This window comes from Streptomyces sp. CA-288835 (assembly GCF_050936385.1).
Classification (GTDB): Bacteria; Actinomycetota; Actinomycetes; order Streptomycetales; family Streptomycetaceae; genus Streptomyces.
Genome location: NZ_JBNJMW010000001.1, coordinates 2,643,376 through 2,662,248, shown reverse-complemented (window position 1 = coordinate 2,662,248; position 18,873 = coordinate 2,643,376). Strand labels below are relative to the sequence as shown.

The 18,873-nt window shown below is 69.7% G+C and carries 17 protein-coding genes; 8 read left to right on the top strand and 9 right to left on the bottom strand.

Going from position 1 to position 18,873, the window contains the following annotated elements; genetic code table 11:
• The first annotated feature begins 25 nt into the window (after nucleotides 1-25).
• Entirely contained in the window at nucleotides 26-1,735 is a 1,710-nt protein-coding gene (locus ACQEVY_RS12055; protein WP_432947673.1) for an MFS transporter, read from the top strand.
• A gap of 129 nt (nucleotides 1,736-1,864) precedes the next feature.
• On the opposite strand, the gene ACQEVY_RS12050 is transcribed toward ACQEVY_RS12055, so the two are convergent.
• Nucleotides 1,865-2,644 carry an IclR family transcriptional regulator gene (locus ACQEVY_RS12050; protein WP_432947671.1) on the bottom strand — a complete coding sequence of 260 codons (780 nt, stop codon included), beginning with the start codon at nucleotides 2,642-2,644 and terminating at the stop codon, nucleotides 1,865-1,867.
• A gap of 146 nt (nucleotides 2,645-2,790) precedes the next feature.
• Here ACQEVY_RS12050 and ACQEVY_RS12045 point away from each other — a divergent pair, with 146 nt between their 5' ends.
• Nucleotides 2,791-3,978, top strand: a complete 1,188-nt coding sequence (locus ACQEVY_RS12045) for an FAD-dependent monooxygenase (protein WP_432947669.1) — start codon at nucleotides 2,791-2,793, stop codon at nucleotides 3,976-3,978.
• A 233-nt stretch (nucleotides 3,979-4,211) separates the two neighbouring features.
• Nucleotides 4,212-5,909, top strand: coding sequence for a thiamine pyrophosphate-binding protein (locus ACQEVY_RS12040; protein WP_432947667.1), 1,698 nt, complete (start codon nucleotides 4,212-4,214; stop codon nucleotides 5,907-5,909).
• 113 nt (nucleotides 5,910-6,022) lie between these two features.
• Here ACQEVY_RS12040 and ACQEVY_RS12035 read toward each other — a convergent pair whose 3' ends face one another.
• The 6 genes from ACQEVY_RS12035 to ACQEVY_RS12010 form a co-directional block, all read right to left on the bottom strand.
• Entirely contained in the window at nucleotides 6,023-7,090 is a 1,068-nt protein-coding gene (locus ACQEVY_RS12035) for a maleylacetate reductase (RefSeq protein WP_432947665.1), read from the bottom strand.
• A 72-nt stretch (nucleotides 7,091-7,162) separates the two neighbouring features.
• Nucleotides 7,163-7,759, bottom strand: coding sequence for a nuclear transport factor 2 family protein (locus tag ACQEVY_RS12030; RefSeq protein WP_432947663.1), 597 nt, complete (start codon nucleotides 7,757-7,759; stop codon nucleotides 7,163-7,165).
• Nucleotides 7,760-7,911: 152 nt separating this feature from the next.
• Nucleotides 7,912-9,402, bottom strand: coding sequence for an aldehyde dehydrogenase (locus ACQEVY_RS12025; protein ID WP_432947661.1), 1,491 nt, complete (start codon nucleotides 9,400-9,402; stop codon nucleotides 7,912-7,914).
• 167 nt (nucleotides 9,403-9,569) lie between these two features.
• On the bottom strand, nucleotides 9,570-9,974 hold the full coding sequence (locus tag ACQEVY_RS12020) for a nuclear transport factor 2 family protein (protein WP_432947659.1): 405 nt from the start codon (nucleotides 9,972-9,974) through the stop codon (nucleotides 9,570-9,572).
• Nucleotides 9,971-10,933, bottom strand: a complete 963-nt coding sequence (locus tag ACQEVY_RS12015) for a PDR/VanB family oxidoreductase (protein WP_432947657.1) — start codon at nucleotides 10,931-10,933, stop codon at nucleotides 9,971-9,973. Before ACQEVY_RS12015 ends, ACQEVY_RS12020 begins: the two co-directional genes overlap by 4 nt.
• Nucleotides 10,934-10,942: 9 nt before the next feature.
• Nucleotides 10,943-12,238, bottom strand: a complete 1,296-nt coding sequence (locus ACQEVY_RS12010) for a Rieske 2Fe-2S domain-containing protein (RefSeq protein WP_432947655.1) — start codon at nucleotides 12,236-12,238, stop codon at nucleotides 10,943-10,945.
• 325 nt (nucleotides 12,239-12,563) lie between these two features.
• Here ACQEVY_RS12010 and ACQEVY_RS12005 point away from each other — a divergent pair, with 325 nt between their 5' ends.
• Nucleotides 12,564-13,205 carry a TetR/AcrR family transcriptional regulator gene (locus ACQEVY_RS12005; RefSeq protein ID WP_432947653.1) on the top strand — a complete coding sequence of 214 codons (642 nt, stop codon included), beginning with the start codon at nucleotides 12,564-12,566 and terminating at the stop codon, nucleotides 13,203-13,205.
• A 190-nt stretch (nucleotides 13,206-13,395) separates the two neighbouring features.
• Nucleotides 13,396-13,818, top strand: a complete 423-nt coding sequence (locus tag ACQEVY_RS12000) for a GlcG/HbpS family heme-binding protein (protein ID WP_432947651.1) — start codon at nucleotides 13,396-13,398, stop codon at nucleotides 13,816-13,818.
• A 570-nt stretch (nucleotides 13,819-14,388) separates the two neighbouring features.
• Here the strand turns inward: ACQEVY_RS12000 and ACQEVY_RS11995 are convergent.
• The gene (locus ACQEVY_RS11995; RefSeq protein WP_432947649.1) at nucleotides 14,389-15,276 is read right to left on the bottom strand and encodes a LysR family transcriptional regulator; all 888 of its coding nucleotides are present in this window, start codon (nucleotides 15,274-15,276) and stop codon (nucleotides 14,389-14,391) included.
• A 71-nt stretch (nucleotides 15,277-15,347) separates the two neighbouring features.
• On the opposite strand from ACQEVY_RS11995, the gene ACQEVY_RS11990 reads away from it, so the two are divergent.
• From ACQEVY_RS11990 to ACQEVY_RS11980, 3 genes are read left to right on the top strand one after another with little or no spacing between them, the layout of a single operon-like run.
• On the top strand, nucleotides 15,348-16,553 hold the full coding sequence (locus ACQEVY_RS11990; RefSeq protein WP_432947647.1) for a thiolase family protein: 1,206 nt from the start codon (nucleotides 15,348-15,350) through the stop codon (nucleotides 16,551-16,553).
• Nucleotides 16,550-17,245 (top strand): 3-oxoacid CoA-transferase subunit A, encoded by a 696-nt coding sequence (locus ACQEVY_RS11985; protein ID WP_432947645.1) that lies wholly within the window; start codon nucleotides 16,550-16,552, stop codon nucleotides 17,243-17,245. The genes ACQEVY_RS11990 and ACQEVY_RS11985 overlap by 4 nt, the downstream gene beginning before the upstream one ends.
• Complete coding sequence (locus ACQEVY_RS11980; protein ID WP_432947643.1) at nucleotides 17,242-17,907, top strand: 3-oxoacid CoA-transferase subunit B; 666 nt, start codon at nucleotides 17,242-17,244, stop codon at nucleotides 17,905-17,907. The genes ACQEVY_RS11985 and ACQEVY_RS11980 overlap by 4 nt, the downstream gene beginning before the upstream one ends.
• Here the strand turns inward: ACQEVY_RS11980 and ACQEVY_RS11975 are convergent.
• Nucleotides 17,901-18,695, bottom strand: a complete 795-nt coding sequence (locus tag ACQEVY_RS11975) for a VOC family protein (RefSeq protein WP_432947641.1) — start codon at nucleotides 18,693-18,695, stop codon at nucleotides 17,901-17,903. The genes ACQEVY_RS11980 and ACQEVY_RS11975 overlap by 7 nt on opposite strands.
• Between the last annotated feature and the right edge of the window lie 178 nt (nucleotides 18,696-18,873).

The following is an 18,873-nucleotide window of genomic DNA, read 5'->3' as shown; positions in this document are numbered from 1 at the left end:
GCGCGCTGCGCGCAAGGAGTCACCCATGGTTCAGATCGATTCACCCAGTGCGACAAAGGGCGAGGGTGGAAGATACACCCTGAGCTCAGGCACGCTGGCCGCGGTGGTGCTCGCCGTGTGCCTCGCGCAGATGGCCCTTTCCGTCCCCGCGCTCATCAACGGGCTGATCCAGCAGGACCTCGCCCCGACCTCGGCCCAACTCACGTGGATCACCGACGCGTTCATGCTTCCCGTCGCCGCGCTGGGACTGGGCTTCGGCGTGTTCGGTGACCTGTTCGGCCGCAAGCGTCTGCTCGTCGGGGGCGCCGCGCTGATCGTCGTGGGCTCGGCTCTCGCGGTCCTGGTGCCGGGCGCGGGCACCTCGAGCGACACCCGGGTGACGTGGTTGATCCTCGCCCAACTCCTCAACGGCATAGGGGCCGCGGCCGTCTTCCCGACGAGCCTCGCCATGGTGGCGGCCGGCACGCACACCACGGCAACCCGCGCGCGTGGCGTGGCGGTCTGGGCCGCCGCACTCTCGGTCGGCGGCTTCCTCGGACCGCTGCTGGCAGGCGTCGCCGGAAAGATCGAACTCGGCTGGGCCGGGAACGCGAACTGGCGCTGGGCCTTCGTCGGTGTCCTCGTCATCGCCGCGCTGAGCGTGGTCCTGTCACTGGCCCTCGCCCAGAACTCCGCCTCGCCCCAGGGACGGTCCATCGACTGGCGGGGTCAAATCACCGCCGCACTCGGCCTGTTCGCGCTGCTGTACGCCGTGATCCAGGGCCCCGAGGATGGTTGGGGGAGCCCACAGATCGTCATCGCGTTCCTCGTCGCGGCCGTCCTTCTCGTGCTGTTCGTCCTCGCGGAGAGCCGCGTCGCCGCACCGCTCCTTCTCCTGAGCGCGTTCAGGAACCGGGCGTTCGCCCTGAACTCGGTGGTCACCCTGATCGGCATGTTCGCGTTCCTCATGATCATGTACGCCACCAGCATCCGCCTCACCATCATCCAGGGCTTCAGCCCGCTGCAGAGCTCCGTCGCCTACCTCTTTTTCGGAGGCATCGGCTTCGTGCTGCTGCCCCTCACCGCCAAGCTGCTCGAGCGCTACAACCCCCGGTGGGTTCTCTGCGGCAGTCTGATCCTCATCGGCGGCAGCGGGCTGTGGTTCGCCGGTGTTCCGACGAGCGAGCGGGCCCTCGCCGCCATCGTCGGGCCGCTGATCCTTGCCGGAGTCGGCTCGGGACTCGCCTTCGCCGCCATCAGTGCGGCCGCGGTCAACTCGTTGCCCAACCACCTTGCCGGTATGGCGAGCGGCGTCACGAGTACGTTCCGGGACCTGGGGTTCGCCCTCGGCCCCGCGATCGCCGGCGCTGTCGCGCTGAGCCGTGCCGCCGACGAGATCGCCGGCAAGCTGGCCGGTGATCCTGAACTGAGGAACGCCTACGAGGCGTTCCAGGCCTCCGCGGCTCAGGCTCCCGCGGAGCAAAGACCTCAGCTCGAGGCGGCAGTTCACGCCGTGGAATCGGGCCCGCTCGGCGCCAACTCGGTGCCGGCCACCATCACCACGCCGGACGGTCAGGTCGTGCCCTTCAACCCGCTCAAGGACGTCGCCTTCGACGCCCTCAGCAGCAGTTACTCCCTCGCATACGTGCTCGGTGGCGTGGCCGCCCTCGTAGCGGCGGCACTCACTCTCGCCGGCGGGCGCGGCCGTGTGGACGAGGCGCATCTCGACGACGACCCGCACACCCTCGTCAGCTGACCGCCTGGACGAAGGCGCCGGCGCGGCGACATGGGTGGCCGGTCGGCCCGTACAACCGGAACGCCCGCCGCGAGCCCCTCCCCGGGGAACAGAAGTTGCGGCGGGCCACGGCGTATCAGGCGCAAACGATCACGAGGCGCGAATGGGAATGCCCGGCCGCCAGCCGAGACTCCTCGACAACCCCAGTCCGCTCGCGACCAGCGAGGGAACGGCAGCCTGCAGCTTGATCGAGCCCGTGGCCACCACAACGGACAGCGCCGCGACGACCTTGCCGCGGCCGTCGACGATGCGCGTCGCCACCGACTCGGCCCCTTCGCTCAACTCCTCCTTGACGACGACCGTTCCGGTCGAGCGACAGGAGGCCAGTTCGCGACGGAGTGCGGCCGGGTCCACGATCGTCTTGGGAGTGAAGCGCTGCAGCCTTCCCGCCAGCACCTCGTCGATGAAGGCCGGACTGCTGTGGCTCAGCAGCACCTTGCCGACACCCGAGCAGTGCAAGGGCAGATGGCCGCCGACCTGCGACGTCAGACCGACGGCGTTGACCGCCGAGAGGCGCTCGATGATCACGGCCTGGTCGCCCTGGAGCACGGCCAGTTGCACATGCTGGCGAAGCGCCGTGTGCAGGTCCTCCACGAACGGCTGCGCGGCACTGCGGAGAGTCTCGGCGCGCGGTGCGAGGGTCCCGAGGCGCCAGAGCCGCAGGCCGATCGCGAACCTGTTGTCGCTGGTGCGCTCCAGCGCGCCGGCTTCCACGAGTTCGAGCGTGAGGCGTCTGGCGGTGGCGTGCGGCATGCCGGTACGTCGGACCAGGTCGGCGAGGCTCAGCTCGGTGTTGTTGGGGTCGAAGGCGAACAGCAGATCCCACAGCCGGGAGCTGACGGTGCGTCCTGGCTCGTTCGCGCGAGGCATGGGCCTCTCCTCCATCGTTCGTGGCCCCGTCACCGTACCTTCAATGTTCGTTGGATGGATGAAGGAGTTCTAACAACGCGCATCTTGCCGAACTCTTGATGGCAGCCAATGACCACCTCGCTCGAGGTCCACGGGAGAGAAACAGCATGAGTACTGAAGACGGCCCCAAGATCGCGATCCTCGGTGGCGGCATCGGGGGCCTCGCCGCCGCGGCCTTCCTCCGCGACAAGGGCTTCGACAGTGACGTCTACGAGCAGGCGGCCGCCCTGACGGAGGTGGGCGCCGGCCTGGTGATCGCACCCAACGCGGCCCGCCTGCTGCGACGTCTCGGCGTGCTGGACCGGTTCATCAAGCGCGCGGTCCAGATGGAGACCGGCTGGGAGTTCCGGCGCTGGGAGAACGGCGCCGTCCTCTCCGCGGAGAACCTCCAGGAGGAGTGCATGCGCCTGTACGGCGAGCACACCTACGCCGCCCACCGCGCCGACCTGCTGGACGCCTTGAGGTCGGCCGTCCCCGAGCAGTCGATCCACCTCGGCAAACGCTGCGTCGCGGTCGAGTTCGAAGGCGACCAGGCGGTTCTTCGGTTCGAGGACGGCGAGACGGTACGCCCGGACATCCTCATCGGCGCCGACGGCGTTCACTCACGGGTGCGCGGCGCCATCGTCGGGCCGACGCACGCCAGGGCGTCGGGCATCTGCGCCTTCCGCGCTCTCGTACCGGCGGAGAAGGCACCCGACTTCGCCAGGCGGCGCGCCCAGACCCTCTGGATCGGCCCCGACCACCACCTCGTGCACTACCCGGTCTCCGGCGAGGAGTACGTCAACCTCGTCGCCTTCGCACCCGCCGGGGCCGGCAGCGTCGAGTCATGGACGGCCACCGCGACGCTTCGGGAACTGCTCGACGAGTTCGCCGGCTGGGACCCGCGTCTCGTGGAGCTGATCAGAGCAGCCGATACGCCGGGCCGCTGGGCGTTGCTCGACCGCGAGCCCCTCGACCACTGGAACCGCGGAAACGCGACCTTGCTCGGTGACGCGGCCCACCCCATGTTCCCGTTCTTCGCCCAAGGCGCCGCCCAGGCGATCGAGGACGGCGCTGCCCTGGCCCTCTGCCTCGCAGCGAACCCGGCCGAACCGCTCGCGGCACTGAGGCGCTACGAAGAACTGCGCCGACGCCGCACGGCACGCCTGCAGGAGGTGTCGCACGGAAGGTCTCACGTCAACCACCTTCCGGACGGCCCCGAGCAGCAGGCACGCGACCTGGCGTACTCGCAGGCCGACCCGCTCAGGGAGAACGGCTGGATCTACTCGTACGACCCCGAGGCCGCTGTCTCCTGAAGATCACGGCCGCGGCGTGCCGGATCCCTGACATCGCCTCCGCTTTCCCGAAGATCCGGTCGGCGGGGTCTCGGACTCTCTCTGTCGAACAAGGCGTTGGCCGTCCAACGAACACGGCCATTGCCGTCCCCCAGACCCCACCCGAGACTGCGGTACGGGCGGCCCGAGACGCGGCCCTGTCCCCAACGACTCCTGTCGAAACCCTGAGTACGTCCAGAGAGGCGGACCATCGAATGGCAGCCGCAACCGGTAGTGGGCTCGTCGTGCGAACACTGCAGCGAGCCGGAGTCAACGTGGCCTTCGGTCTGCCCGGAGCGCATATCGACGGCATCCTCCAGGAGGCCCTGGATGCCAAGCTTCGGATCGTCGATGTGCGCCACGAGATGAACGCCGGCCACGCGGCCGAGGGCTATGCACGGGTCACCGGGGACCTGGGTGTCGCCGTCGTCACGGCGGGCGGCGGCTTCACCAACGTCCTGACCTCCGTCGCCAACGCCTATCTGGACTGGACCCCCGTCCTCTATATCGCGGGCTCCGGTCCTCTCGAGACGGACGAGGTCAACGACCAGCAGGCCGGGTTCGATCAGGTCGCCATGGCGGCCCCGGTGACCAAGTTCGCGCACCGTGTCACCCGTGCCGAGCTGATCCCCCGCCTGGTCGCCCAGGCGATACGCACCGCACAGTCGGAGCCCAAGGGCCCGGTGCTCCTCGACATCCCCTGGGACGTCCTGCGCCAGACGGTCGACGTGGACGAGGTCGAGGACTACCGCCTCGAGATCGACGGCACCGGCATCGCCCCCGCCGGTGCCGTCGACCGGATCATCGAGGCGCTCAGCACCGCCCGGCGGCCGATCGCGCTGGTGGGCAAGTCCTTCGTCACCGCCGAGGCACGGGCACAACTGCACGAGTTCGCCGCCCGTACGGGAGTGCCTCTCCTCTCGGACTGGGAGGGCCTGGGGGCGATCGTCGGCTCCGAGCAGCACGTCGGTCTTCTCCAGACCCTGGCCACCGTCCCTGAGGACGAGCGGCCGGACCTGGTCCTGCTGCTCGGACTGCGCTTCGGACTGGCCACCCAGTTCGGCACCGGGCGACTGATTCCGAAGAGCTCGCGGCTCTTCCAGATCGACCCCGACGGCCGTGAGCTCGGCCGTCTGCAGGATGTCGAACTCGGCATCCAGGCCGACCCGATCGGCACGATCGGCCTGCTGAACGAGCGCTTGGACGACAGCCCCGTACCCCCCGGCCGCAACGACTGGCTGGGAACCCTGCGGGACATCTCGGCCACCCGGCGCTCCGCACTCGCCGCCGAAACCGAGGAGCACGAGGACGACGCGATCCACCCGTACCTCGCGGTCCGTACGATCGCCGAGAGCGTCCCCGAGAACGCCACCGTGGTCGTCGACGGCGCTCTGACCGAGCTGTGGCTCACCGAGTCGATCGCGCTCGCGCCTCTCGCCCACTACCTCGGGCACGGCTACCTCAGCGCGATGGGCAGCAACTTCGGCGTGGCACTGGGAGCGCAGTACGCGGCCCCCGACAAGGCGACGATCCTCGTCACCGGCGACGGCGCGGTCGGCTACAGCCTCGCCGAGTTCGACTCCCTCGTCCGGGCGGGGCTCCCGGTGATCGTGATCGTCCTCAACAACCAGGCGTGGGGCGCCACTCTGCACACCCAGCAGTTCTTCTTCGGCCAGGACCGCGTCACCAACAACCGCCTGGAGAACGGCTCTTACAGCGGCGTGGCACGAGCGCTGGGAGCGGACGGCGTCGAGGTCCGCGAACTCGACCAGCTTCGCCCGGCGATCGAGGCCGCCCTCGCGGCCCGCCGGCCGACCTGCATCGACGTACGAGTGAGCCTCGGGCCCATTCCTCCGGAGGAGCGCGTCCTGAACGGCGGAGCTCCGTTCGGCGGCGTCGAGATCGACGCATGAGCCACTACGCCCGCCGACCAGGCCCCGCCCCCTGATCGCAGCGCTTCCTCAAGCCCTCAGGGGCGGTCCTGCAGGACCGCCCCTCCAACGCGTGGAGGCGCGTGGCAGTGGTTTCAGTTGACCGGTTCGCCGGCCCAGGCCGCCTTCAGCAGCGCGGTCAGGTTCTCGTCGGTGACGGGGGCCGGGTTGTTGGCCGGGATCGCCTTCATGATCGGCGCCAGTGCCTTCGCGATGCCGTCCTCGGGCATGCCGTAGTCGCGCAGCGCCCTCGGCGCGTCCAGTACCTGGCGCAGGGCGGCCAGGCCGGCGTTCGCCGTCCGGGTGCGGAAGACCGCGCCGAAGGCCTCGGCGATGCGCGCCTCCGCCTCGGGGGCGTGCGGGGCGTTGAAGGCCAGTACGTAGGGCAGGACGGCCGCGTGGGTCTGGGCGTGCGGGAGGTTGAACATGCCGCCGAGGACGTGGCAGATCTTGTGATGCATCCCGGAGCCGGCCGAGGCGAACGCGACAGCGGCGAGGTAGGCGCCGTACAGCGTCTGCTCGATGCCCTCGACGCTCGTCGAGTCGTCGGCCACCGTCGGCAGGCCGGTCGCCAGCCCGCGGATGCCTTCCTGCGCCAGCGCCCGGTCGATCGGGTCGGTACGCGGCCCCCACATCGAGTCCACGCAGTGCGCCAACGCGTTCAGGCCGCTGGCCACGGTCATCTCGCCGGGCAGCGTGGTCAGCAGACCGGCGTCGTACACGACCGACGCGGGCAGTACCTTGTCGTCCACCCCGGTGGTCTTGGTCTCGCCCTCGGTCAGGCCCCAGACGTTGGTCGCCTCGGAGCCGGCGTACGTGGTGGGGACCGCGACGATCGGCAGCCCGGTGCTCAACGCAACGGCCTTGGCCAGACCCGTGGTCGAGCCGCCGCCGACGCTGACCAGGATGTCCGCGCCCGCGTCGGCGGCCGCCTGACGGGCTCGCCGGGCGACCTCGACCGGTACGTGCATCACGACCTCCTCGTGACGCAGCACGACCGGGATCTCCTTGGCGATCGGGTCGGCCAGCTCCTTCTCGCGTTCCGACGCGACCAGCATGACCCTGGAACCGCCGAGCGCCTCGACCTCCGCGGCCACGGCGACGGGCGACTCCCCGGCCGCGAACACCACCCGCTGGGGAAGCGTCTCGTGTGTGAACCTCATCGCCTGCTCCTTCGGTGGCTCTTCGGCCGGGTCAACTGCATGCGGATGACGGACTGCATCTGACGGACTGCATCAGTCTCCGGCCAGCCATTGCGCGCCTTCGGAGTAGAGCTGCTCGACCGCTGGGCCGGTGAGGCCGGGTAGCCCTGCCCGCACAGTGAAGCCCGCCTTGGTCTGCAGATAGGCCAGGTGCCGGTAGCCGGTCGGGAAGCGGTTCAGCAGCTCGGGATCCAAGGTCAGTGAGGCAGCGGGGTCGACGACGTCGAGCCGGTCCTTCTCGTAGATCGGCTGCCGGCGCACAAGGGTCCAGCGACCCTCGTGACGGGACAGGAAGTCGTAGAAGCGGCCGGTGCAGACGACATCGACCTCGACGCCGTCGATGCTCCCGCGCTGATTGATCGTCATCTTCGTCTGGGCGATGGCCCGGTCGCCGTCGATGTCCGCGGTGTGGCCACCGAGGAAGTGGAGGATGCTGACTCCGTTCTCGAAGCCTTCACGGCTGGCCTTGATGAAGTCGGTGGCGCTTCCCTGGAACCAGGTGGCGCTCATCCGGCCGTCGCGCGGATGCCAGACCGTGGCGAAACGGCTCCACTCCCCGGCATCGCGCCACAGCACCCAGTTCTCGATGAGCTGCCGGATCTCGTGGCGGTCGTTGTCGGCCTGCGACACTGTTCGATCTCCGATCGGATCTTGTTCTGCGGGTTGCCCAGCTTCTGCGGGTTGCAGAGCTTCTGCGGTGTGCACAGCCATGCAAGCAAGGGCCGGGGTCCGGCGCACGCCGTGTCACGTGCGCCGTACGACCTCGTCGCCTCGTTGCCTCGTCAGATGGGGTAGTGGCGGGACCCGGACTGGATCGTGATCCAGCGCAACTCGGTGAACTCCTCCAGCGCGGCACGGGAGCCGAATCGCCCCCAGCCGCTGGCGCCGACACCGCCGAAGGGCATCTGAGGCTCGTCGTGCACGGTGGCGCCATTGATGTGGCAGATGCCGGACTTGATCCGGCGGGCCACGTCGAGCGCCGCGGCCGCGTCCCTGCCGAAGACCGAGGCGGAGAGCCCGTACTCGGTGTCGTTGGCGACCGCGACGGCTTCGTCGGTCGAATCCACCTCGATGATCGAGACCACAGGTCCGAAGGTCTCCTCGCGGTAGACGCGCATGTCCGGCGTGACCCCGCGCAGCACGGTCGGCCGCACGAAGAGGCCGTCGGCCGTGCCGCCGGTCAGGACCTGCGCACCCTTGTCACGGGCGTCGTCGATCAGCGCGATCACGTGGTCGCGGGCGTTGGCGTGGACCAGCGGACCGATCTGTGAGGCGGGGTCGCTCGGGGGACCGACAACGAGCTTGGCGGCACGCTCGGCGAGACGGGCGGAGAGCTCGTCGGCGACAGCCCGGTCGACGATGACCCGCTCGGTCGACATACAGATCTCGCCCTGGTTCATGAAGGCACCAAAACTGGCCGCCGCCGCGGCCTCCTCCAGATCCGCGTCGGGAAGCACCAAGAAGGGTGCTTTGCCGCCGAGTTCGAGGACCACGCGGGTCAGGTGGCGACCGCCGAGCTCACCGATGATGCGGCCGACCCGGCTGGATCCGGTGAAGTTCACGCGGGTCACGGCAGAGTGGGCGATCAGGGCCTCGACGACGCTCGGACCGTCCTCGGGCGCGTTGCTGATGAGGTTGACCGCTCCGGCGGGCACACCTGCGTCGTGCAGCACCTGGACGATGGCGGCCTGGGTGAGCGGCGTCTGTTCGGAGGACTTCAACACCACGGTGTTGCCCCACACCAGCGGCCACACGATGGCACGTACGCCGAGGATGAGCGGTGCGTTCCACGGGGCGATGCCGACGACGACACCGACCGGCTGACGCACGGCGAGGGCGGTGAGGCCGGGGACGTCCGACGGGATGACCTCGCCGACGGCCGCGTAGGCCTGGGCCGCCGCCTCGACGAGCATGCCCTTCGCGACGTGCACGTTGAAGCCACACCAGGGGAGCGTGGCACCCATCTCGCGGCTCATCGTGGCCACGATGTCGTCGCTGCGCTCGCCGAGCAGGACGGCCGCACGTTCCAGGACCGACCGCCGTGCGGCCGGCGGAAGGGCCGACCACTCGTCAAGGGCGGCGGCCGCCGCGTCCACCGCGCGGTTGACATCATCGACGGAGGCTGCCGCGACTCGTGCGATGGGTTCGCCGGTCAGGGCCTCGGTCGTCTCGAAGCAGCGGCCGTCCTTGGCCGCGAGGTGCTCGCCCGCGATGAAAAGGTCGCTGGTCCGGACCGTGCCGGACACGGGTGCCTCGATCTCAGTAGCTGACATGTGTTGCCCTACCTTCATGACAGCGGCGATCGCCACATGAACCATGCGTGGCGATCGCCGCACCAACCATGTACGTCGAACTTTCCTCGGCCGACGGCACCCCCTGAACCCTCTTGTCCGTTCATCGAACAGTGGCGTACGGGGCATGCGGTCGGCCCAGCGGGACCTCAGACCGGCGGAAACCGCCTGCCCATCACCATGTGCGCCAGGCGCCAGCCCTCCGGGGTCTCCTCCCAGACCTTCGTCACCGTCTCCTGCATCGGGAACGGCGGGAGGCTCTCGTCGAGGACGGTGGACATCTCGTGGAAGCACGTGGTGATCGCGGTGTTGCCCCGCACCGTGATCTCGAGCTGCGTCGCCTTCGCGGCGACGGAGCGGCGGCGGGTCACATGGAAACGGGCCCAGGTCTCCCGGTCGTCGACCATCCCGACCGGGCCATGGACGACGCGGCTGTCCTCCAGCATGAGGGGAATCAACGCCTTCTCACCCTCGACGAGAGCGGCGAGCCAAGCGGCCTCTGCCTGCTCGATCTCCTGGACAGCCGTGCTTTTTGCGGTGGATGTGGATGTCATAGATCGAGCTCCAGAATCGGTGAGAGTGCTCGCGATGAGCACGTGGTGAACATGCCGTCGGCGCGCTCACGATCGGTCAGGATGTCGTCGCGGTGGTCGGGTTCACCGGCGAGTACGCGCACGATGCACTCACCGCAGATCCCCTGCTGACACGAGTACGGGGCGTCGACGCCGCCCGCGAGCAGGACGTCGAGGACGCTCTCGCCTTCCTTGATCTCGTACTCGCCACCGGTCTTGGCGAGCCGCACCGTGAAGGTCCCGCCGGCCTTGTGCGCTTCGGCGTCCTCCACGGGTGCGAAGCGCTCCTTGCGGATCGCCTCGGCGGGCCATCCCGCCGCGAGCGCGGAGGAGATCACGTAGTCCATGAAGCCGCCGGGACCACAGACGTAGATCGCCGTCTCGGGGTCGGGCCGGCCGATGTCGGTGGCGATGCTGAATCGCTGGTCGGCCGGGCCGTCGTCGAAGTGGAGTCGCACCCGGGGGTTGTGCTCCAGCTCGTCGAGGAACGCCGAATCCGCCCGGCTCCGAGCGCAGTAGTGCAACTCGTACTCCGCGCCGCCCGCTTCGAGCGCGTGCACCATGGCCAGCAGCGGAGTGACGCCGATACCGCCGGCCACCAGCAGATGGCGACGCGCCTCGTCCGAGACTCCGAACCTGTTCCTCGGACGCGAGATCCGCAGCCTGTCGCCCTCGCGGAGCCGATGCATCCCCAGCGAGCCGCCGCGCGACGCAGTCTCGGCCAGCACCGCCAGCCGGTACCGGGCACGGTCGTGCGGCGGCCCGCACAGGGAGTACTGGCGCACCAGCCCCGCGGCACCGTCCACCAGTACGTCGACATGGGCGCCGGCGGCGAACTCCGGGAGCTCGGCGCCGGCGGGACTGACGAGGTCGAGCACCACGATCCGGGCAGTAGCGTCGCGCCGGGCGACCACGATGGTGTCCAGCCACTCATTGCTCATGGTGCTTGCTCAGACTCCAGCGGCGGCGGGAGCGCCGGTGTCGTCGCCCGCCGAGCGCTTGCCGAGCGTGAAGAGGCCGGTCTCGACGTGGTGGACCTCCGACGCGTCGCGGACGATGTTGATCGGGTCGCGCCCGGCCTCGACGTCGTCGGCCATCGCGAGAAGCATGCGACGCAGCATGACGACACCGCGGTCTCCGGTGGCCAGGGTCTCCTCGGAGTCCAGGGTGATCGCTCCCTGCGAGCCCTGGGCCTCCGCGTCACCGGGGAACCTCTGCCGCTCCTCGTCGGTCAACTCGTGGTTCTGCTTGCCGTTCTGCGTGATGCCGATGACGAAGCGGACCATGCGCTCGGGATCGTTCGTGCGGATCGAGAAGAAGAGCCGGTGGCTGGTGTCGTCGGAGGGCACGACCCACAGCAACTGGTCCGACCGCCCGTCGGGCGTGGGCTTCACGAAGTCCGGCAGACCGAAGACGTTGGGCAGATGTTGATCGACCGCGAAGCCGTACTCAGTGACCTCGCCGTCCTCGCCCTCCATCTCGAACCGCTGGGTGTACTTCAGCCCGTGGTCGGTGCGCTCGTACGTCACACGGTCCGCGATGAGGGCCGGGTCGAAGAAGTTCTCGGGGTAGCCGAAGGTGCCGGTGCCCAGCATCTGGTAGCCGCTGTGCGTGGAGTGGAGCCAGGTGACGTGCGTCGGGTCGGCGGAGTTCTCGTAGATGTTGAGCCAGCTGAAGTCCGTCGGCATGCCGGTGACCGCGGCGTGCGGGACCGGCCAGCTGGCGAAGTACTTCTCGTCCTCCGCGGGGTTCTCCAGCGCGTCGTAGCGGGGGAGTTCGGGCTTGAGCTCGGGCGGCCCCATGTAGACGAAGACCAGGCCGTAACGCTCCTCCACCGGGTACCACGGCTGACGGGCGGCGTCGCGCCTGCGCCCCAGGCCCGGCTCGCAGGCCTGCTCGACGCAGCGGCCCTGCACGTCGAACTTCCAGCCGTGGTAACAGCAGCGGATCCCGTCGTCCTCGACACGGCCGTAGAAGAGGCTGGCGCCACGGTGGGTGCAGCGCTCGATCACGACACCGGGCCTGCCCTGTCCGTCCCGGAACACGACCAGGTCCTCGCCCAGCACGCGGGTCTTCTGCGGCAGTTCGCCGGCGATGAGGGTTTCCGAGCTGGCGATCGGGTGCCAGTAGCGACGCAGGGCCTCACCCATGGGCGTACCGGGCCCGACTTCACGCAGGCGGGCGTTGTACGAGGGCTTCGGGCGGCCGTATGCCGTGCCGGTGTCGACCTCTGAAGTGGTGGTCATCGTCCTGCCTCCTGTGCAGGTTGGGCGCACAGCCGGTGGCGCGTGCGGGTGCCGTGCAGCGATCACCGGGGAGGGCGGCGCCGTCATGCGCGACCCTCAAATGCGAAGAGTGATTTACATTCGCATTTCTACGAGTGGCACGTCAAGGTCCTTGCTGGAGAGTTCAAGTGCCCCCTGGGGGAGCGACAGCTCTACGCACGTCCCCGGCCCGCGAGTTGGCCGAGCGCGGCGCCGCCCCCGCGTCCCGCTCGCACACCGGCCAGATCGCGTCCCTGTTCACTGCCCACCCGCGAGTACGGTCCCTGACTGCCCTTACGCTGGGCCGGTGAGCACCGAACCTTCCCTCGATCTGCCGCAGGCGCAGCAGGCGCGCAGCAGGCTGACCCAGCAGCGGATCATGGAGGCAGGCACGGCCCTCCTCGAAGAGGGCGGCACCGAGGCGCTCACCATCGCGGCCGTCGCTTCCCGGGCGGGCGTCTCGGTGGGCAGCGTCTATCGACGGTTCGGCGACAAGGACCGCCTGATCGCGGCTCTGCAGCAGGGCATGATCGATCAGTTTCGCGCCGACATCATCCGCCGCTTCGCTCCGCTGCGCGCGGATCCGGCCGCACTGGTCGCCGCGGCGGTCGCCGGGCTCACCGGGACCTTTGAGGCGCACGCGCGCTTGATGCGCGTCTTCATCACCGCAGGCACCACCGATCCCGCGGTGGCCCGAGTCGGGTCCGCGGCCAGCATCGACGCGGGCGGTGTCTTCCGGCGATTCCTGGAGCCGATCGCGCCGCTGGTCGACGCGCCGGATCCGGAACTGCGCCTGGATTTCGCCTTTCGCCTCGTATACGGGGCCTGCATGAACCGAGTCCTGCACGGCGAGCGATTCGAGTCCGGGCGACCGCTGACGTGGCGTCAACTCACCGATGAACTCGCGGAAGTGGCCTGCCTTTACCTGCTCGGCACGTCGTCACGGTGAGTTCTGAACCCTCGATGTGAATGCGAGGACTGCTTCACATTATCGCCCGGCAGCGACATACTGAGCGAGCTTCTGGGGTGCAGCGTGCCCCAGCACCTCAGGAATCGGCGAACGCCCGACCTGAGGACGCCCAAGAACCCACGCAAGACGGCCAGTTGCCCCTTCGGTCGTCCAGGGAAGGAACCGCTCAATGCGAGAGCCGCTCAGCTACGAGATCGCGTACGGCGCCGCACTCGCCGCTCTGGAAGCAGGCAGGGCCGAGGGACACAAGGTGTGCGCTGCCGTGGTCAACCGAAGTGGCGTCACGAAGGTTCTGCTCAGCGACGACGGCGTTGGCCTTCTTGGCGTGGAGACCGCACGACGCAAGGCCTACACCTCGGCCGTGAGCGGTGTCCCGACGGCCAAGTTCGCGACCTTCGCCGCATCCCCTCAGATGCAGGTGGCGCCTCCTCATCTGGTCGATGCCAACCTTCTGCCGGTCGCCGGCGGCGTCCCGATCGTGACGGCCGACGGGGAGGTCATCGGCGCGATCGGCGTGGGCGGGGCGGACGACGTCACGGACGACCGCATCGCGCACCAGGCGCGCGAGTCCGTCGCGAAGATCGTTGCGTAGGCCTTTTCCCAGCTCGGCAAGGAGACCCCTGGGGCTGCGCCCCGGGCCCCCCGCCGGGGGGGGTGGGTGACACTGCGTGTCGCGGCTGCGGGTGCGTTGTGGCTTGTCGCGCAGTTCCCCGCGCCCCTAAACAGCCTGCGACTGCCCGCACCCCGAAGAGCAAGCGAACCGAAATAGTCCGCGCCCCGGAAAAGCCCGGCCCCGGAAGGCGCCCGCACCCGAGCAGCCCGTGCCCGGAAGGCGCCTGCGCCCCGAGCAAAGCCCGCGGCCCGGAAAGGCCGCCCGGAGGGAGCCCGCACCCCCATGGCCCCGCAGCCGCCCGCGGCGGCGAGGGGACGGGGCGGGGGTGTGCGCCCGCAGCGGCCGGCGCGCCAACACCGGCACCCTCTACCAGCCGACAGCAACGCGCGCCGGTCCGAGGACGGACACCCCCGACGCGGCCCCGCACCCACCACGAACCCAAGGGGCGCGAGGCTGTGACATATGCGGCTCCGCCGCGTGGGCGCGAGCAACCACCCACGCACCCGCACCCGAAAGCGAACCCAACCGCCGGAGGCACGACGCACCGCCTCAGAACATCGCCCGAATGATCCCCACAGTGCGCTCCAGATGCGGCTCGGAGCGATCGGCCCGATGCGCAACGGCCAGCTCCACACGCGCGTCGGCCCCCGCCAGCGGCAGATAGGCAACCCCGTCAAGCGTCAGCGCGGTCACCGGCTCAGGCACCACGGCAACGCCGAGCCCCCCAGCCACAAGCGTGACCAACGTCGAGGTCTCCCCGACCTCATGGCGGATATGCGGCTCGACGCCCGCATCCCGCAGAAGGCCCAGGACAACGTCGTACATCACCGACCGCCGGTCAGCGGAGTGCACGATCAGATCGGCACCCGCGAGGTCCACGACCCGCAACCGTTTCCGGCGAGCGCGAGCGAGGGGATGGTCCACCGGCACGGCGACGACAAGCCGGTCCCGTCGCAGCGTATGCACGGTGAGCGAGAGGTCCGCCGCCACAGGCCGCAACAGCGCGACATCGATCGCGCCAGTGCGCAGCGCCTCGACCTGGTCGGGCGCAAGCATCTCGCCGCGGAACGAGAAGTCGACACCGGGCAGCTCCTCCGTGAGCTGACGCGAGAGCGCAGGCAGGACGCTGTACGTCGCCGAGCCCACGCACCCGATCGCGAGGTGCCCCACCGAGCCGGCGGCGACGAGCCGCGCGTGATGGGCGGCCTCGTCGACATCGGCGAGGACCGCGCGCGCCCGCTCGAGGTAGGCCCGCCCGGCCTCGGTGAGGTCCACGCGGCGTGTGGTCCGGTGGAGCAACTCGACGCCGAGCTCGGCCTCGAGCTGGCGGATCTGCTGGGACAGCGGCGGCTGGGCCATGTGCAGCCGCTCGGCGGCGCGACCGAAGTGGCGCTCCTCGGCCACCGCCACGAAGTACCGCAGGTGGCGCAGATCCATATCTCATCCATATCAATCGGCCCGGATATGCGTACTTCAGAATATCGCCACCCAGGACTAACGTCGCTGCCATGAGCGCATTCATCTACGCCGCGACGCGGACCCCCTTCGGCCGCTTCAACGGCGCGCTGGCCGGCGTCCGCCCCGACGACCTCGCCGCCGCCGCGATCACCTCGACGCTCGCCAAGGTGCCGGGCCTCGACCCCGCCGCGATCGGCGACGTGGTGTGGGGCAACGCCAACGGCGCCGGCGAGGAGAACCGCAACGTCGGCCGCATGGCGGCGCTGCTCGCCGGCCTCCCGGTGAGCGTGCCCGGCACCACCATCAACCGCCTCTGCGGCTCGAGCCTCGACGCGGCCATGACGGCCAGCCGGACCATCGAGTCCGGCGATGCCGACGTGATGCTGACCGGCGGCGTGGAGTCGATGACGCGCGCGCCATGGGTGCTGCCCAAGCCGGCGAAACCGTTCCCGGCCGGCGACGTCACCGCGGTCTCCACCACGCTCGGCTGGCGCCTGGTCAACCCGCGGATGCCGAAGGAGTGGACGGTCAGCCTCGGCGAGGCCAACGAGCAGCTCCGGGAGCGCTTCGGCATCTCCCGCGAACAGCAGGACGAGTTCGCCGCCCGCTCCCACCAACTCGCCCACCAGGCATGGGAGTCGGGCTTCTACGAAGACCTGGTGGTACCGGTCGAAGGCGTCGATCTGACCCGCGACGAGGGCATCCGAGCCGGGTCCACCCCCGACGTGCTGGCCGGGCTCAAGCCGGTCTTCCGCACACCGGAACAAGGCGGCACCATCACCGCGGGCAACGCCAGCCCCCTCAACGATGGCGCCTCCGCGGTGCTGCTGGGCAGCGAGCAGGCAGCGGCCACGATCGGCGCCGACCCGATCGCCCGTATCGCAGGCCGCGGCGTGATGGCGCTGGAACCGCAGGCCTTCGGCTACGCCCCGGTCGAAGCCGCCAACCGCGCGCTGGCCCGGGCCGGAATCGGCTGGGACCAGGTCGGCGCGGTCGAACTCAACGAAGCCTTCGCCGTACAGTCGCTCGCCTGCCTCGACGCCTGGAAGATCGACCCCGCCCTCATCAACCCGAAGGGCGGCGCCATCGCGATCGGCCACCCGCTGGGCGCCTCGGGCGGCCGCATCCTCGCCACGCTCGCCAAGGTCCTGCGCGAGACGAGGCAGCGCTACGGCGTCGCCGCGATCTGCATCGGCGTCGGCCAGGGCCTGGCCGTCGTACTCGAAAACTGCGACACGACGGAGGCGGCGAAGTGAGCCGGGCGGAGATAGTCGAAAGCGCCGATGCCGCGGTCGCCGGCATCGAGGACGGATCCACCATTCTCGTCGGGGGCTTCGGCCTGGCCGGAATGCCGTTCGACTTGATCGACGCCCTCATCCGGCAGGGCGCGAAGGACCTCACCATCGTGTCCAACAACGCCGGCAACGGCGACGTCGGACTGGCCGCGCTGCTGGCCGCCGGCCGCGTGCGCAAAGTGCTCTGCTCCTTCCCCCGCCAGGCCGACTCCTGGGTCTTCGACGGCCTCTACCGCGAGGGCAAGATCGAGCTCGAGGTGGTGCCGCAGGGCAACCTCGCCGAGCGGATGCGCGCGGCCGGTGCCGGCATCGGCGCCTTCTACTGCCCGACCGCGGTCGGCACACCGCTGGCCGAGAGCAAGGAGGTTCGCGAGATCGACGGCCGTACGTACCTGCTGGAGTACCCCATCAAGGGCGACTACGCGCTGATCGGCGCGCACACCGCGGACACGATGGGCAACCTCGTCTACCGCAAGACCGCCCGCAACTTCGGACCGGTCATGGCCACGGCCGCGACCACGACGATCGTCCAGGTCGACCAGGTCGTCGAACCCGGGAAACTCGACCCCGAGGCCATCGTCACCCCGTCCATCTACGTCGACCGCATCGTCCAGGTGACGGCCCGTCACTACACCGTTCAGGGGGCACGATGACCACCACATCAAGCGATCAGGCGCGCGCCGGCCACCGGCTCTCCATGGACGAACTGGCCGCCGTCATCGCCCGCGACATCCCGGCCGGCTCCTTCGTCAACCTCGGCATCGGACAGCCCACCAAGATCGCCGACCATCTCCCGGCCGACTCCGGTGTGGTCCTGCACACCGAGAACGGCATGCTCAACATGGGCCCGAAGGCCGAGGGCGACGCCGTCGACCCCGACCTCACGAACGCCGGCAAGGTCCCGGTGACCGAGCTGCCGGGCACGGCGTACTTCCATCACGCCGACTCCTTCGCCATGATGCGCGGCGGTCACCTCGACGTCTGCGTCCTCGGCGCCTACCAGGTCGCCTTCAACGGCGACCTCGCCAACTGGACCACCGGCAAGCCCGACGACATCCCCGCCGTCGGCGGCGCCATGGACCTCGCGATCGGCGCCAAGGACGTCTACGTGATGATGACGCTCTTCACCCGCTCCGGAGAGCCCAAGCTCGTACCGAAGTGCACCTACCCGCTCACCGGCGTCGGCTGCGTCAGCCGCATCTACACCGACCACGGCGTCTTCGACGTCGGCCCCGACGGCGTACGCATCCGGGAGACATACGGCATCAGCGCCCCCGAACTAGCGGAGCGACTCGGCATCACGGTGTCTCAGTAGTTCGTGCGTACGAGGGAGAAGATCGCCCCCTCCGGGTCCGCGACCGTGGCGATGCGCCCGTGCGGAGTGTCGCGGGGTGTCTTCAGAACGTGGCCGCCCAGGTCGATGACGTCGGTCAAGGAGGCGTCCACGTCGGCGACTTCGAAGTACGTCATCCAGTGCGGGCCCCGGTCGCGCGGCAGGGCGTGGCCCACGCCGTGGATGCCGGCCACCGGGCGGCCCCCGACGTGCAGCGTGATGTAGTCGAAGTCCGGGGAGACGACCGGCTCTTCCTCGTAGCCGAAGACCGTGTCGTAGAACTTGGCGACGCTCCCGGAGTCGCGCGTGACCAGCTCGTTCCAGGCGGGCGTGCCGGGCACCTCGGTGATGCCCGTACCGAGGTGGCCCGCGGTCTGCCAGATGCCGAACACGGCGCCCGTGGGATCGGAGGCGATGGCCATACGGCCGGCGTCCCCGAGGTCCAGGGGGCCGACGCCGACCGTGCCGCCGCAGTGCCGAACCGATTCCGCCGTCAGATCCACATCGGCCGAGGCGAAGTAGGGCGTCCAGGCGAGCGGCGGATGACGGTCGGGCGGCAACTGCCCGATCCCGGCCACCTCATGGCCGTCGAGCACGGCACGTACGTACGGGCCGAGTTGCTGGGGCCCGGGCTGGAACTTCCAGCCGAACAGTGCTCCGTAGAACTCCTGGGTCGCGGCCATCCCGTGCACCATCAGACTCACCCAGCACGGTGTGCCGGGTGCGTGTGCGGTGGCGTTCAGGCCGGACGGCCCCCGTGACTCGGTCATCGTCACTCTTTCCTCGGCGCCTGAGGGCGCCGGCAGCTTCACTTCCGCTTCCGAACGCGCGAACCCCCGCCGCGCCCCGAGCCTGCGGCGCATGGCTGGAGGATGCCTGATGTGCTGTGTCCCATCCGTATCCCCGCGGTTGCCTGGTGGTGTCGATCGGCTGTACAGCCTGTGTCCA